This is a genomic window from Lelliottia sp. SL45, from assembly GCF_026672535.1.
GTDB classification, from domain to species: Bacteria; Pseudomonadota; Gammaproteobacteria; order Enterobacterales; family Enterobacteriaceae; genus Enterobacter; species Enterobacter nimipressuralis.
Genome location: NZ_JAPPRH010000003.1, coordinates 1,272,394 through 1,287,775, shown reverse-complemented (window position 1 = coordinate 1,287,775; position 15,382 = coordinate 1,272,394). Strand labels below are relative to the sequence as shown.

General features: G+C 56.5%; 15 protein-coding genes. 6 read left to right on the top strand and 9 right to left on the bottom strand.

Annotated features, from left to right (window positions below):
• Positions 1 to 210: 210 nt before the first annotated feature.
• Positions 211 to 1,608 carry a NarK family nitrate/nitrite MFS transporter gene (locus OVA10_RS12180; protein ID WP_268196030.1) on the bottom strand — a complete coding sequence of 466 codons (1,398 nt, stop codon included), beginning with the start codon at positions 1,606 to 1,608 and terminating at the stop codon, positions 211 to 213.
• A 310-nt stretch (positions 1,609 to 1,918) separates the two neighbouring features.
• Between OVA10_RS12180 and narX the strand changes: the two genes are divergently transcribed.
• Both narX and narL read left to right on the top strand, forming a co-directional pair.
• Positions 1,919 to 3,715, top strand: coding sequence for a nitrate/nitrite two-component system sensor histidine kinase NarX (narX, locus tag OVA10_RS12175; protein WP_268196029.1), 1,797 nt, complete (start codon positions 1,919 to 1,921; stop codon positions 3,713 to 3,715).
• Positions 3,708 to 4,358 (top strand): two-component system response regulator NarL, encoded by a 651-nt coding sequence (gene narL, locus OVA10_RS12170; protein WP_100779923.1) that lies wholly within the window; start codon positions 3,708 to 3,710, stop codon positions 4,356 to 4,358. Before narX ends, narL begins: the two co-directional genes overlap by 8 nt.
• 2 nt (positions 4,359 to 4,360) lie before the next feature.
• Here the strand turns inward: narL and OVA10_RS12165 are convergent, their stop codons facing one another.
• A complete protein-coding gene (locus tag OVA10_RS12165; RefSeq protein WP_123427698.1) occupies positions 4,361 to 5,767 on the bottom strand; it encodes a YchO/YchP family invasin in 1,407 nt (468 codons plus the stop codon).
• Between the two features lie 325 nt (positions 5,768 to 6,092).
• On the opposite strand from OVA10_RS12165, the gene OVA10_RS12160 reads away from it, so the two are divergent.
• From OVA10_RS12160 to OVA10_RS12150, 3 genes are all read left to right on the top strand, one after another.
• A complete protein-coding gene (locus tag OVA10_RS12160; protein WP_100779921.1) occupies positions 6,093 to 6,446 on the top strand; it encodes a DsrE/DsrF/TusD sulfur relay family protein in 354 nt (117 codons plus the stop codon).
• Between the two features lie 107 nt (positions 6,447 to 6,553).
• Positions 6,554 to 8,338: a methyl-accepting chemotaxis protein gene (locus OVA10_RS12155; RefSeq protein WP_102103895.1), complete on the top strand. Its 1,785-nt coding sequence runs from the start codon at positions 6,554 to 6,556 to the stop codon at positions 8,336 to 8,338.
• Positions 8,339 to 8,552: 214 nt separating this feature from the next.
• Positions 8,553 to 8,795: a DUF1883 domain-containing protein gene (locus OVA10_RS12150; RefSeq protein ID WP_100779919.1), complete on the top strand. Its 243-nt coding sequence runs from the start codon at positions 8,553 to 8,555 to the stop codon at positions 8,793 to 8,795.
• A gap of 31 nt (positions 8,796 to 8,826) precedes the next feature.
• On the opposite strand, the gene OVA10_RS12145 is transcribed toward OVA10_RS12150, so the two are convergent.
• Together OVA10_RS12145 and chaB are read right to left on the bottom strand one after the other, a co-directional pair.
• Complete coding sequence (locus OVA10_RS12145; RefSeq protein ID WP_268196028.1) at positions 8,827 to 9,522, bottom strand: gamma-glutamylcyclotransferase; 696 nt, start codon at positions 9,520 to 9,522, stop codon at positions 8,827 to 8,829.
• 178 nt (positions 9,523 to 9,700) lie between these two features.
• Positions 9,701 to 9,931, bottom strand: a complete 231-nt coding sequence (gene chaB / locus OVA10_RS12140; protein ID WP_100779917.1) for a putative cation transport regulator ChaB — start codon at positions 9,929 to 9,931, stop codon at positions 9,701 to 9,703.
• Between the two features lie 270 nt (positions 9,932 to 10,201).
• Here chaB and chaA point away from each other — a divergent pair, with 270 nt between their 5' ends.
• Positions 10,202 to 11,302 (top strand): sodium-potassium/proton antiporter ChaA, encoded by a 1,101-nt coding sequence (chaA, locus tag OVA10_RS12135; RefSeq protein WP_100779916.1) that lies wholly within the window; start codon positions 10,202 to 10,204, stop codon positions 11,300 to 11,302.
• Between the two features lie 71 nt (positions 11,303 to 11,373).
• Here chaA and kdsA read toward each other — a convergent pair whose 3' ends face one another.
• The 5 genes from kdsA to prfA are packed head-to-tail and all read right to left on the bottom strand — an operon-like array spanning position 11,374 to position 15,378.
• Positions 11,374 to 12,228 (bottom strand): 3-deoxy-8-phosphooctulonate synthase, encoded by an 855-nt coding sequence (gene kdsA, locus OVA10_RS12130; protein WP_100779915.1) that lies wholly within the window; start codon positions 12,226 to 12,228, stop codon positions 11,374 to 11,376.
• A 36-nt stretch (positions 12,229 to 12,264) separates the two neighbouring features.
• Positions 12,265 to 13,074: an invasion regulator SirB1 gene (gene sirB1 / locus OVA10_RS12125; protein ID WP_100779914.1), complete on the bottom strand. Its 810-nt coding sequence runs from the start codon at positions 13,072 to 13,074 to the stop codon at positions 12,265 to 12,267.
• Positions 13,075 to 13,076: 2 nt separating this feature from the next.
• Positions 13,077 to 13,469: an invasion regulator SirB2 gene (gene sirB2 / locus OVA10_RS12120; RefSeq protein ID WP_100779913.1), complete on the bottom strand. Its 393-nt coding sequence runs from the start codon at positions 13,467 to 13,469 to the stop codon at positions 13,077 to 13,079.
• The gene (gene prmC, locus OVA10_RS12115) at positions 13,466 to 14,296 is read right to left on the bottom strand and encodes a peptide chain release factor N(5)-glutamine methyltransferase (RefSeq protein ID WP_248858591.1); all 831 of its coding nucleotides are present in this window, start codon (positions 14,294 to 14,296) and stop codon (positions 13,466 to 13,468) included. Before prmC ends, sirB2 begins: the two co-directional genes overlap by 4 nt.
• On the bottom strand, positions 14,296 to 15,378 hold the full coding sequence (gene prfA, locus OVA10_RS12110; protein ID WP_268196027.1) for a peptide chain release factor 1: 1,083 nt from the start codon (positions 15,376 to 15,378) through the stop codon (positions 14,296 to 14,298). The genes prmC and prfA overlap by 1 nt, the downstream gene beginning before the upstream one ends.
• Positions 15,379 to 15,382: the final 4 nt, after the last annotated feature.

Here is a 15,382-nt window from a genome sequence, read left to right as displayed (position 1 = left end):
ACTATCTGTTATTTATAGATATTTTATATTTATCCTTCTTATGGCCCCGCTTTTTTTAACATCTTAGGTATTAAGGGGTAGATACCGCTGCAAGGCGATGGCGATCACAGTGTTACCCCGGCTCCCGTTACTACACCCAACAAGTATGTTGTAACTAAATACAGGATAAAAAAAACGCGGCACTGAGGCCGCGTAAACGGATAATCAAACTTACTTATTATTCTTAGTATTCCGACCGTATACCAGCCACGTGATCACCACGCAGGCGACATAGAAAATAAGGAAGACTTTCATCGCACCCGCCGGGGAGCCGGTCAGCTCCAGAGAGATGCCGAATGATTTCGGGATAAAGAAGCCACCGATCGCGCCAATCGCTGAGATAAAGCCCAGTGCCGCTGCGGTGTCGGTTGCGGCTTCACGCATCGCGCGCTCTTCAGTACCGCCCTGCGCTTTCACACGATCCATGGTCAGCTTACGGAAGATCACGGAGATCATCTGGAAGGTCGAAGCACTCCCGAGACCAGCCGTCAGGAACAGCCCCATGAACACCGCGAAGAACGCGATAAAGTTACCGCCCTGGCCGTTGGTTGGCAGCGTCAGGAACAGCAGCGCACAGAAAACCGCCATCAGGATAAAGTTCACCAGCGTGACGCGAGTCCCGCCCAGACGGTCGGAAATCATCCCGCCGGTAGAGCGTGCCAGAGCGCCGATAAACGGACCGAAGAAGGCAAAATGCAGGATCTGCACGTCCGGGAACTGGGTTTTCGACAGCATCGCAAAACCTGCGGAGAAGCCGATAAAGGAGCCAAAGGTCGCCAGATACAGCAGCGCCATGATCCACAGGTGGGCGCGTTTCAGAACCGGCAGCTGCTCACTCAGCGACGCTTTAGATGCGGACAAATCGTTCATAAAGAACCAGGCCGCCAGCGTGAAGACCACCAGGAAAGGCACCCAAATCCAGGCCGCGTTTTCCAGGAACAGTTTAGAACCGTCTGCCTGTTCCACGCCGGTGCCGCCGAAGACAGCAAAGATAGACATAGAGATCGCCAGCGGCGCGATCAACTGCATCACGCTCACGCCCATATTCCCGAGGCCGCCGTTAATACCCAGCGCGCCGCCCTGCTTTTGTTTCGGGAAGAAGAAGCTGATGTTTGCCATGCTGGAGGCAAAGTTAGCCCCGGCAAAACCGCACAGCAACGCGATGATGACAAACACGCTGAACGGAGTAGACGTATCCTGCACCGCAAAACCCAGCCATACGCAAGGGATGATCATGATACCGGTGCTGAACGCCGTCCAGCGACGACCACCAAACAGCGGAACCATGAACGCGTAAGGAACACGCAGCAGCGCGCCGGAGAGCGCAGGTAACGCGGTCAGCATAAACAGCTGATCGGTCGTGAAGTTAAAGCCTACTTTCGGCAGGTTCACCGCCACAGCACTGAACAGCATCCAGACACAGAATGCCAACAACAAACACGGAACAGAAATCCACAGATTACGACTTGCTACACGTTGACCACGCTGTTGCCAGAACGCCGGATCTTCCGGATGCCATTCTGTTATAACAGCTCCGGATGCCCTTTCCGGGGCGGATGAGTGACTCATAGACACCTCTGATTATCGAATGATGCTGCAAACATTAGGGTTTTAAGCAGGCGGTAAGTTGATATAAATCAAAGGAAAAGTTGACTGTCAGACGCTCAAAAAAACGCCATGACTCTTAGTGAGTAGATGATTTCGGCAAAAAAGGTGTGGTTTTTTAACGGCGCTGACGGTTTGCCGGTCCCTCCTCCCCCTGGCCATTACCCCTGCGGCAATTTAGGAGTAATCCTTTGTTGGTATGGGTATACTCCAGGGTATGCATGAAAATAGCGCCATTCCTGGAGGCAGGCAAAATCAGGAGCCCGGCAAGCCCATGTTAAAACGACTCTTCTCTCCGCTGACGCTGGTTAATCAGCTGGCCCTTATCGTGTTGCTGTCCACCGCTATTGGTGTGACCGGCATGGCGATCTCTGGCTGGCTGGTACAGGGCGTTCAGGGTAGCGCGCATGCCATTAACAAGGCAGGCTCCCTGCGTATGCAGAGTTATCGCCTGCTGGCGGCAGTGCCGCTGACGGCGGAAGACAAGCCCCTGCTGGATGAGATGGAGCGTACCGCATTTAGCCCGGAACTGGAAATCGCCGCCCGTCGCGATGGTCAGACAAAACAGCTTAACGCGCTGCAGGGCTACTGGCACAGTCAGCTCAAACCTGGACTGCAGCAAGCGCACAGCCCTGATACGGTGGCCGGTGATGTGGCGAGTTTTGTGGCGCGCATCGACACGCTGGTCTCCTCTTTCGACTCCTCCACCGAAATGCGCATTGAGCGCGTGGTCACAGTCCACGGCGTAATGGCTGTTTTTATGGCGCTGCTGCTGGTGTTTACCATCGTCTGGCTGCGCGCTCGCCTGCTCTATCCCTGGAAGCAACTGCTGGCCGTGGCCCGCGCCGTCACTCAGCGTGATTTCACCCAGCGCGCGCACATCAGCGGACGCAACGAAATGGCGATGCTCGGTCAGGCGCTGAATGATATGTCCGGCGAGCTGGCCGAAAGCTACGCGGTGCTGGAAAAACGCGTACAGGAAAAAACCGCCGGGCTGGAGCAAAAAAACGAAATCCTCTCGTTCCTGTGGCAGGCGAATCGCCGTCTGCACTCTCAGGTTCCACTCTGCGAGCGCCTCTCCCCGGTGCTTAACGGCCTGCAAAATCTGACCCTGCTGCATGACATTGAACTTCGGGTCTATGACGTTGAAGACGAAGAGAACCATCAGGAATTCACCTGTCAGTCGGATATGACCTGCGATGACAAAGGGTGCCACCTGTGCCCGCGCGGGTTACCAACGCCCGCCAGCAGTGGCACAACCCTGAAATGGCGTCTCGCGGACAACCACACTCAGTACGGCATTTTGCTGGCCACGCTGCCGACCGGCCGCCATTTGAGCCACGATCAGCAGCAGCTGGTCGATACGCTGGTCGAGCAGCTCACGGCGACGCTGGCGCTGGATCGCCATCAGGAAAAGCAGCAGCAGCTGATCGTCATGGAGGAGCGCGCGACCATTGCCCGCGAGCTGCATGACTCGATAGCCCAGTCGCTCTCCTGTATCAAAATGCAGGTCAGCTGCCTGCAAATGCAGGACGACGCCCTGCCACCCACCAGCAAAGAATTATTGAGTCAGATTCGCAACGAGCTGAACACCTCCTGGGTGCAGCTGCGCGAACTGCTGACCACCTTCCGTTTACAGCTCAACGAGCCAGGTTTACGCCCGGCGTTAGAGTCGAGCTGTCAGGAATTTAGCGCCCGGCTGGGCTTCCCGGTGAAGCTGGACTACCAGCTGCCGCCGCGTTTTGTCCCTTCCCATCAGGCCATTCATCTGCTGCAAATCGCCCGCGAAGCCCTGAGCAATGCGCTCAAGCACGCCGATGCGACGGCAGTGACGGTGACCGTTGCGCACCATGATAATCAGGTGAAACTGACGGTTCTGGATAACGGCCGCGGCGTGCCGGAAAACGCTGAACGCACCAACCACTATGGGTTAATTATTATGCGAGACCGCGCGCAAAGCCTGCGCGGGGATTGCCAGGTTCGCCGGGGAGAGTCTGGCGGCACTGAAGTCGTAGTGACCTTTATTCCCGAAAAGCCTCTAATCACTTCCGAAGGAGAAAACCATGACTAATCAGGAACCGGCAACCATCCTGTTGATCGACGATCATCCGATGCTGCGCACCGGCGTAAAACAACTTGTCAGCATGGCGGCAGATATCACCGTCGTGGGCGAAGCCAGCAACGGCGAACAGGGTATTGAACTTGCCGAGTCACTCGATCCTGATTTGATCCTGCTCGATCTCAATATGCCGGGCATGAACGGCCTGGAAACCCTGGATAAACTGCGCGAAAAGTCCCTCTCCGGGCGCATCGTGGTGTTTAGCGTGTCCAACCATGAAGAAGATGTCGTCACCGCGCTAAAACGCGGCGCAGATGGCTATCTGCTCAAAGATATGGAGCCGGAAGATCTGCTGAAAGCCCTGCAACAGGCCGCCGCAGGTGAAATGGTACTGAGTGAAGCCTTAACGCCGGTGCTCGCCGCCAGCCTGCGCGCCAACCGCGCGACGTCCGACCGCGATGTGAGCCAGCTGACTCCGCGCGAGCGCGACATTCTGAAGCTGATTGCTCAGGGCCTGCCGAACAAAATGATCGCCCGTCGTCTGGATATCACGGAAAGTACGGTCAAAGTGCACGTCAAGCATATGCTCAAGAAAATGAAGCTCAAATCGCGCGTCGAAGCGGCCGTCTGGGTTCATCAGGAGCGTATTTTCTAGTTTTATTCGTCCGGCAGCAGTTTCCATCTCGGATCGTCATCCGGCACTGCCAGCAGCGGTGGCGACAGAGAGAGCGTGATCTCATTGGAAGAGACACGCTGCCCGTCTTCATCCTCGACCACCACCGACAGCCGCCAGCGGTTCGTCGCGCCTTCGCGGTCATCCCAGGCCGGAAGTATCACACTCCAGCCATCACTGCTGCTCGCATTCGGTGGCGAAGTCAGACTTAACGCCTGCGTATCGCCCTGCCAGTGAAGACGACGCACCCCATGGGTACTGCGGATCTGCAGTTTCAGATTCACGGTTTCCCCCGGATGCAAATCCCACGGCGGCGTCGCCAGATAGACCGACAGCGTCTTGCGCTGGCGGAACTCCATCACCGGCAGGCTGGACCGATCCGGCGAATCGTAGCGACTTCCGCGCAGCGAGCGCGCAGCCGCCACTTCATCCGACGAGAGCTGTTTTTTCAGCGGGACGCCAAAACGATAGTTGAGTTTCATGCCAAGATTATTCTGGCTGACGCCGCTCTCGCCCTGCTTGTGGGCCGCCGAAAACGTCAGAAGTGGCACAGGTGTGTAATCCAGCCCGAGGTTTACCGCCATTGGGTTGTGATACCCGGTGCCGCTGCGAAACAGATCGACGTTATCACCGAAATATTGCTCGAAACTGACGCTGGTATTGAAATGATGAAAGTATGGCAGCCAGGCTTTGGCCGTCACGTCATAGCCCCGCGCCATCCGCTGCTCTTGTACGTCGGAGCTGTCGCGCCAGCTGGCGAACGGCTGGTAGTAGTTTGCCGATAAGCGCAGGTTTTCGCCCCAGGCTTCGGCACCCAGCCCGGCGCGCTGTAAATTCTCATCCAGCAAGTTATCGTAAAAGGTGTTGTAGCCCAGCAGCCATTTCCCCGCGACCCAGCGCTGGCCGATGCCCGCGTTACTTACCAGCCCGTCGGTTTGCTGCGTCAGCCCGAGCTGGCTCCAGCTCAGATAGCGGTTGTTGTCCTGCCAGGGAATAAACCACCTGCCGCTGCTGCCGGTAAATTTGCCGTCGTCATCCACCAGCAAATCGACGCTGGCATTACCCCAGGGCGACAGCCAGGACTCGATCTGCTGATTCACTTCCCCGCTGACCACGTCGCGCACCTGACCAAATGCAAACTGGCGCGCCTGCTCGCCGGTGGTCAAACCGTTGTCGGTCATGCTTGCTTCACCGAAGGCTTTCGCCATCTCCGCCAGATGTTTTTCACTCTCACCGGAGGGTTGAGCCAATCCGAGATCCGGCAGGCCATCACCGTTGTTATCAAAGGGGTTTTTCGCCTGATCTTCAAATGAACGGGAGGCAGCCGAAACGGCTCCGGCCGGAATAAGGAGGAGTAACAGCAGCGCGCGAATGTGTGGTGAAGCCATCATGAATGTCGTAACTGTGATCCAGATCGCAAGTTCATACAGTGCTAACCTTAACGCGTTCCGGACATTTTTGCAGCCTTAAGGGCAATTTCAGGAATATCCCGAGAGGCTGGCTTTACACTCCACCGTGTACCGTTTTCCCGGCGCGCACAGCCAGATGTTTAACCCACCGTGCTCGCGCGGTAGCATATGCGCATGACCGCTGTGCTGTTCCCCCTTCGATGGCACCGGGTGGCCCGCCATTGAAATTCGTCATGCTTACTCTGCGGGGTCAATGTTATCCCGTGGACTAAGCCCTATCCGTGCCTTATTACACTGAGGAGTTACCATGCAGAAAATTGTGATCGTCGCCAACGGCGCGGCCTACGGCAGTGAATCCCTGTTCAACAGCCTGCGTCTCGCCATCGCCCTGCGCGATCAGGAGAGCGAACTGGAGCTGCGTCTGTTTCTGATGTCCGATGCCGTCACCGCCGGGCTGAAAGGGCAAAAACCGGCAGAGGGCTATAACATTCAGCAGATGCTTGAGATCCTCACCGCCCAGAATGTGCCCGTGAAACTGTGTAAGACCTGCACCGACGGGCGTGGGATCACCGCCCTGCCGCTGATTGACGGCGTTGAGATTGGCACCCTGGTGGAACTGGCGCAGTGGACCCTGTCCGCCGATAAAGTATTAACTTTTTAATAATAAACCCGTAAACATATTTTTTACTTATGGGCGCGGTTGCACCATCAAGTTACCGGCTGGGTTGCCGATAGGCTACTTAAGTCAACTCAGCAGGTACACAGTGAATGTTAAGATCAATCCGTGCCCGTATCATCGCCGCGACAACAGGTTGTCTGGTTGTCGCCCTTCTTCTGAATACCATTATTAACTTCGAGGTCACGCGGCAGGATAACCAGCAGTCGCAGCGCGATATTCTGGCCAGCACCAGTGCCAGCCATAATCTCGCCATTGCCGACTGGGTTAACAGCAAGCTGACGGTGATCGCCTCCGCGCAATCCGTAGCGCTGAGCGACGATCCGGTTCCGGTGTTTAAGCAACTGGCACAGGCCGGTGGCTTCACCAACGTCTACGTCGGCTATGCCAGCAAAACGGCAAAATTCTCTGACCCCGCAGGCGTCCCGGCGGATTACGATCCCACCGTGCGCCCGTGGTATCAGCAGGTCGTCAGCGCCGATGCGCCTGTCGTTACCGCGCCCTACGTGGATGCAGGAACCGGTAAACTGGTGGTGACCTTTGCCGTGCCGGTGAAAGAAAACGGTGAGCTGAAAGCGGTAGTCGCCGGGGATGTGGCGATGGACAGCGTGGTGGCTAACGTGCGCGGTATTCACCCGACGCCTGCCAGCAGCGGCCTGCTAATTGACAGCGACGGTACAGTGATTGCCGCCAGCGATCCGGCTCTGACACTCAAACCCTTCAATGAAGCCATCAACGGCGTCGATATCAACGCGCTGAAAAAAGGCACGGAACTCGACGGCACCCTGGGCGGCGCGGAGAAAACCTTCATCGCCACGCCGGTGGCGGGGACTCACTGGCTGTTAGTCGTCGCCCTCGACAGTAACGATGCCACCTCCGGGATGCGCTCTCTGCTGAAAGCCTCGGGGCTGTCACTGGTGATTCTGGTGCTGCTGAGCGGTGCGATTGTTCATTTTATTATTGCCCGCCTGCTCAAGCGCCTGTCGAATATCCGCGATGCGATGCACGCCATCGCCAACGGAACAAACGATCTTTCTCAGCGTCTGCCGGATAACGGCCAGGACGAAGTGGCGGAAATCGCCCAGGCCTTTAACGCCTTCAGCGATAAGCTGTCGACAGTAATGGTGCAGCTGCGCGACGCCAGCTCCTCGGTCAAAAACGCTGCGCGCGAAATCGCGGCGGGCAACCAGGATCTCTCGGGACGTACCGAGCAGGCGGCCTCCAGCCTGCGTGAAACCGCCAGCGCTGTGGAGCAGATTACCGCCTCCGTCACTCAGTCCACCGAATCCGCGGCAGAAGCCAACGATCAGGCGAGCAAAGCCTCGGCTGCGGCTTCGCGCGGCGGCGAAGTGGTGTCTCAGGCCATCACGACCATGCAGTCTATCGAAGTGGCGTCGGCCAAAATCGGTGATATCACCAGCGTCATTGACGGGATCGCCTTCCAGACCAACATCCTGGCGCTGAACGCCGCCGTAGAAGCAGCCCGTGCGGGCGAACAGGGGCGCGGATTTGCGGTGGTGGCCGGGGAAGTTCGCAGCCTGGCAAGCCGCAGCGCGCAGGCGGCCAAAGAGATCAAAACGCTGATCGACTCAACCGCCCACAGCGTAGCGACCGGCTCCCGCTACGTGCATCTGGCCGGGGAGAGCATGGACGAGATCCGCTCCACCATCGGCAGCGTATCGGGGATTATGCGTGAAATCACCATCGCCACCAGCGAGCAGATGAAAGGCATTCATGAGATCAACCACGCCGTGACCCATCTCGACAGAATGGTGCAGCAGAACGCGGAACTGGTGGTGGAATCCGCCGCCGCGGCGAGCGCCCTGCAAAGCCAGGCGGGCGACCTTGCTGAAACGGCAGGACATTTCCGCATATAATTTTCTTCCGGCGCGTATTGGCCTGTTCAAATACGCGCCAGCTGAACCCTTTCAGGCATTTTGTCATTTTTGTTTAAACGTTATGCCATTTTTTGATCAAAATCAGCATCCCCTGCCTTCCCCTTTGGTGTTATGCAATGAGTGAATTGTGAACAACATCACGCTCAGGATTAACCGCAGGGAGAGCGTTGTTTCCGGACTATGGGGTAAAGAGATGGCACTGGTAAAAACAAGTTTGAAGCTGTTTGGCGGGGATACGGTGGTGGTGCGCTGCTCAGAGCGCTGTCATATTCATTTGATGAGCGCTAAAGCGCAGAAGTCGTCGCAGGCGGATATTTTAAGCGTGCAGAATAAAGACAATGCGTGGTTAACGGTGCCCTATACCGGCACCTGGGATGTACTGATCGACAGCCACAGTCAGTCGCTGGAGCACTCCGTCAGCTACGTCGCTGCATAACATTTACGCCCGGCGAGCCGGGCGTCTCTTTTCAGGCAAAACCCGGACACAATGACGCTTCGCGGGGATCCCCCTCAATTAATGCTTTCACTTTAGCGACCAGCTCATTCAGGCAGTCATCCTGCATCCCTAAACGCGTCAATTCCTGATCGAGGGAGAACAGGTACTGGGCGTTGGTACCCAGCGGACCACTGGCAGCGGCGATAAGTGGCGCGATCACCTGCGTTCGGGTGTCGGATTCGTACAAAGGATGACGCGGGTCCATGATAAACACCAGCGCGTTGACGGTGCGACCGTCGTCGAGTTCAAGCTTGCACCAGCTCGGCATGTAGCAGCCGGTGATCATTTCGCGCTTCCACAGCAGCGCCAGCTCCTCTTCGAGGGTGTCGTCCGGCAGACGATAGGCCACACCGGTGGTGCGCCCGCCCTCTTTTAGTGCAAGCATTCGGCCAGGCTGACAGGCGCTGCCACGTCCGGCAGTCAGGCGCAGACAAAATGCGCGATGCCATCCTGGGAGCGTGCCCGTTGCGGATTCCACATACTCCAGCGCAGGATTCCACATCAGCGAACCATAACCAAATATCCATACCGGGCCTTCATCCGGACGACAGGCAATCGTCGCCGCGAGCGACGCTGCACGTTGTTCAGCCGACCAGAGAAGCGATTCCTCAATAGCACCAAATGCCGTCTTACAATCTGCCTTCATTAAGAAATCACGCGTTAACACTTTCCACCTCCGCCACTGCATGCTTCCTTGCGACATCTTGTTGCGCCTTCCCGGCATTTCGTTTTCTGCTCATTTTGACAGCAGTCAATAAACGATAAGCAATTCACAGGCCAGTTGCAATACAACGAAAGTTCAACAGCCGGAAAAGTCAAAACAGAGGCGGCTAATCATAAGGCGACTATTTCTTTTTATGCCATTTATCATCTTCACCTTTTTCATAATCATGTTTTACCGCCGCCCACGCGACACGATGGGCAGTCTCTTCGCGGCTCGCATCGTCGCGACGGTCCTCTTTATCCTTATATTGATCCCAGGCGCTGTTAAACGCCTCTTTATAAATATCCTGTGCGTGGGCAGGCAGCACATGCTGAACGCTGTCGGGCAGGTCGCTTTTCGATTTGTAGGGCATGATTCACCTCTTTTTGGTCAAAAAGATAAGTGTGGTCGATGGCTGTTTTCACTGCCAGTCAAAATGACAATTGTGTGAAATTAATTAACTTAAAACACTGTTATTTAGACTGTATTTAGATTAAAAACGTTTTTACGGGCAGTTTGAGAAAAATCGCTACCGTGACGTAAAATTAAGTAAAACATCACTGGTAATTAACGGTTTTCTGTTAGTTTAATGGCCTGCAATTTCATTCTATAATTACAAACACCTGCATTGACGGAGTATCACATGACAACAACGCATGAGGCGGTTAAGACCCGCCACAAGGAGACGTCGCTTATTTTCCCGCTTGTGGCACTGGCTGTGCTGCTCTTCTGGGGAAGTAGTCAGTCACTGCCAGTGGTCGTTGGAATTAACATTCTTGCTCTTATTGGTATTTTATCCAGCGCATTTAGCGTCGTACGGCACGCCGATGTTCTGGCTCACCGCCTGGGTGAACCCTATGGCTCTCTGATTTTAAGTCTTTCCGTCGTTATTCTCGAAGTCAGCCTGATTTCCGCACTGATGGCGACGGGCGACGCCGCACCGACGCTGATGCGCGATACGCTCTATTCGATCATTATGATTGTTACCGGCGGCCTGGTGGGCTTCTCGCTGTTATTGGGCGGGGGGAAATTTGCCACCCAATATATGAATCTGTTTGGCATTAAACAGTATTTGATCGCCCTCTTCCCGCTGGCGGTTATTGTGCTTGTCTTCCCGATGGCGCTGCCGGGTGCGAATTTCACCACCGGTCAGGCGCTGCTGGTTGCCCTGATTTCCGCCGCGATGTACGGCGTGTTCCTGCTGATTCAGACCAAAACGCACCAGAGCCTGTTCGTGTATGAGCACGAAGACGACGGCGACGACGATGACCCGCATCACGGTAAGCCGTCAGCGCACAGCAGCCTGTGGCACACGGTTTGGCTGATCGTACATCTGATTGCGGTTATCGCCGTCACCAAGATGAACGCGAACCCGCTGGAAACCCTGCTGACAGAGCTGAACGCGCCTGTGGCCTTTACCGGCTTCCTGGTAGCGCTGCTGATTCTCTCGCCGGAAGGTTTAGGTGCCCTGAAAGCGGTGCTGAATAACCAGGTCCAGCGCGCCATGAATCTGTTCTTCGGCTCGGTGCTGGCGACGATTTCACTTACCGTACCGGTGGTGACGTTGATTGCCTTTATGACCGGCAATGACCTGCATTTTGCGCTGGGGGCGCCAGAGATGATTGTCATGGTAGCGTCGCTGCTGCTGTGCCAGATCTCGTTCTCAACCGGACGCACTAACGTACTGAATGGCGCTGCGCATCTGGCGCTGTTTATCGCCTATCTGATGACGATATTTGCCTGACGTTCTGCGCCATTGCCGCGCCGCCAGACACAAAAAAACCCGCCGCGGCGGGTTTTTTATTTGCTCAGAGATTAGTTGCTGGTATCCAGCTCATCGAAGCTCTTCACCAGATCGTCAATCGCTTTGATCTGTTTCAGGAACGGCTCCAGTTTATCCAGCGGCAGCGCGGATGGGCCGTCGCATTTCGCGTTGGCTGGATCCGGGTGCGCTTCGATAAACAGACCGGCCAGACCGGTCGCCATACCGGCACGCGCCAGCTCGGTGACCTGACCACGACGGCCGCTGGAGGCTGCACCAAACGGGTCGCGGCACTGCAGCGCGTGAGTCACGTCGAAAATCACCGGGGAGTTGTTAGAGACTTTCTTCATCACGCTGAAGCCCAGCATGTCGACCACCAGGTTGTCGTAACCGAAGTTTGCGCCACGGTCACACAGGATGACCTGATCGTTGCCGCCTTCGATGAATTTATCGACGATGTTACCCATCTGGCCAGGGCTGACGAACTGGGGTTTTTTCACGTTGATGACTGCGCCGGTTTTCGCCATCGCTTCAACCAGATCGGTCTGACGCGCGAGGAACGCCGGAAGCTGAATCACATCCACCACGTCAGCAACAGGCTGCGCCTGAGACGCTTCGTGCACGTCGGTGATCACTTTCACGCCAAACGTCTGTTTCAGCTCCTGGAAAATCTTCATCCCCTCTTCCAGGCCCGGGCCACGGTAAGAGTTGATAGAGGAGCGGTTGGCTTTGTCAAAAGAGGCCTTAAACACATACGGAATGCCCAGTTTCTGGGTCACAGTCACGTAGTGCTCGCAGATACGCATGGCAAGATCGCGGGATTCCAGAACGTTCATGCCACCAAACAGCACGAACGGCAGGTCGTTTGCCACGTTGATATCACCAATGCTAACCACTTTTTGTTTCATAGGATCGCCTTATTCAGGTGTGAATCGGAATTAAGATTAATGCAGTGTAATTTGTTTATGCGCGATCGAGTTGATCTGCGCGCGAATCATTTCGCTTATCGGATCTTCCGGGCACTGCTCAACGAAGTAATTCAAATCGTTGAGGGCAACGTGCTCACATTCCAGCTGCGCGTAGATAAGGCCACGGTCGCGGATCTCGTACGGGTCTTCCGGATTGAACTGCAGCAGCACTTCGCTCGCGCGCAGGGCCAGCTCCATCTGCCGCTCTTCCATCAGCGCGGCTTTCAGCGTATCCAGCAGTTTACGTACCACTTCGGCGTTATCCGCCTCATCGAGATCTTCGTTAAACAGCTCTGCCACCGGGCTAATATTGCCCTTCAGCCAGACATCCAGCGTGTGCTCGTCCAGCGTGTCGCCATTGAACGGATTGATCAGCCACATTTCGCCATCCAGCCACTCCGCGCGCAAAATCATCTGCGTCGGGAAAATGACCGGCACCAGCGGAATATCCAGCCGGTTAGCGACCCACAGCAAAACAGCCCCCAGAGCAACGGCGCTGCCCTGACGGTTCTTCAATACCTGATCCAGCCACAGCGCGTCGGAGAGGCGATACACGCCGCGCGTGTCGCAAAAGCCCCATTCGCCGTAAAACAGCTCGATCAGTTTTTCCAGCTGCCAGTCCTGAGGACGCGCTTCGCTGATCTCTTCACGCGCCAGGCTTGCCAGATTTTCCAGCTCATCGTAGACCCACTGCGAGGTGAAATCGTCACGGATCATCTCAGAGATCAGGACCATTCCATCGCAAAGCGGTACTTTATTAAATTCGAAATCGGCTAAGGACCTCATACTTACCCCAGTAACGGTATTCTTGTGGTGGCGAGTTTAATGATGATGTACAGCACCACCAGCCCCAGCAGGAAGGCGATAAAACCGGCCTGCTGGCTGCGCGGACGACGACGTCCAAGCGCGATAAAACCCAAAACGATGTAGATGATAACGCCAAACAGCTTTTCAGTCAGCCATGCGCCTTTATCAGTAAATGGCAGATAGCCCGTTAGCCACATCAGACCGGCGCCGGAAAGCAGCAAAACCGTGTCGATGCAGTGCGGCGCAACGCGCACCCAGCGGGCGTCGATGAGCGGATGGTTGCTGTAACGCCACCAGTAGCGCACCACGAAAAAGCTGATGGTCAGCACCACGGCGGCAATATGCACAGCGATCAACACGCTGAAGGCGCTCATGGCTTTTTCCCCAGCGTCAGGCGTTCATTGCCGCCGTAGTCACGACAGGTTTCGACGCTCGCGTATCCCGCCGCACTAAACAGCGCACGGACCGCTGCCCCCTGCGTCCAGCCGTGTTCAAGCAGCAGCCAGCCGCCGGGCACGAGGTGCTCGCGGGCGGTCGTGATGATATGTTCGATATCGGCCAGCCCGTCGTTCGCTGCAACCAGCGCCGTGAGCGGCTCAAAGCGCACATCCCCCTGCGACAAATGCGGGTCGTGCTCATCGATGTAAGGCGGATTGCTGACGATCATCTCAAAGGTGTGCTGCGCCAGGGCGGAAAACCAGCTGCTTTGATTGATCTGAACGTTACTGAAACCCAGACGCGCAAGATTGCGCTGCGCCAGGGCTACCGCGTCAGGCATTACGTCGACCGCGGTAACCTGACAATCGGGGCGCTCGCTCGCCAGCGCCAGCGCAATCGCGCCGGTGCCCGTGCCTAAATCCAGTATGCGACACGGGCCGTCAGGCAGACGCGCCAGCGCCTGCTCGACCAAACACTCGGTGTCCGGGCGCGGGATCAGCGTGGCGGCTGAAACATACAGCGGCAGCGACCAGAACTCCCGTTCACCGGTCAGGTGCGCCACCGGCTCACCGGTTTTACGCCGGGCGAGCAGCGCCGCGAGCTGCGCTTCCTGTTCAGGCGTCAGCAGCGTCTCACCGAATGCCAGGAGATAAGTACGCGCTTTTCCGGTGACATGTTCCAGCAAGATTTCGGCGTCGCGACGCGGGCTTTCACTGCTGGAAAGCTCGCCCACGGCGGCACGTAACCAGGCCTGAAAATCCATTAGTCCTGCTCGGCCAGCGCGGCCAGCTGATCGGCCTGGTATTCCTGCACGATCGGCTCGATCAGGGAGTCGAGTTTGCCTTCCATCGTCTCATCCAGACGGTAAATCGTCAGGTTGATGCGGTGGTCGGTCACACGGCCCTGCGGGAAGTTATAGGTGCGGTTACGATCGCTGCGATCGCCGCTGCCCAACAGGTTACGACGCGTAGACGCTTCGGCCTGCTGGCGTTTCGCCATTTCGGCGGCGCGAATACGTGAGCCGAGCACCGCCAGGGCTTTAGCTTTGTTTTTGTGCTGGGAACGTTCGTCCTGACACTCCACCACGATGCCGGTCGGCAAGTGGGTAATACGGATCGCGGAATCGGTGGTGTTGACGTGCTGACCGCCCGCGCCTGACGAGCGGAAGGTATCAATACGTAAATCGGCTGGATTGATATCCGGCAGTTCAGCTTCTGGCAGCTCCGGCATCACCGCAACGGTACAGGCAGAGGTGTGAATTCGACCCTGGGATTCCGTCGCCGGGACGCGCTGCACGCGGTGCCCGCCGGACTCAAACTTCAGACGGCCATACACGCCGTCGCCGCTGATCTTGGCGATCACTTCTTTATAGCCACCATGCTCGCCTTCGTTGGCGCTCATGATTTCTACGCGCCAGCGGCGGGATTCCGCGTAGCGGCTGTACATGCGGAACAGATCGCCGGCAAACAGCGCGGCTTCGTCGCCACCCGTTCCGGCGCGAACTTCGACAAACGCGTTGCGCTCATCGTCCGGATCTTTTGGCAGCAGAAGAACCTGGAGCTGCTGCTCCATCTCTTCGGCGCGCACTTTGGCGTCCTGCAACTCTTCCTGCGCCATTTCGCGCATTTCAGGGTCGTCGAGCATCATCTGCGCGGTTTCAATATCTTCCTGAACCTGCTGCCATTCAGTAAAGCAGCGCGCAACATCACTGAGCTGCGCATATTCGCGCGACAGGGCGCGAAAACGATCCTGGTCAGCAATAGTCGCGGCATCACCGAGCAGGGCCTGAACTTCTTCATGGCGCTCGTGCAAAGCTTCCAGTTTGGCGACGATAGAGGGCTTCATAGGC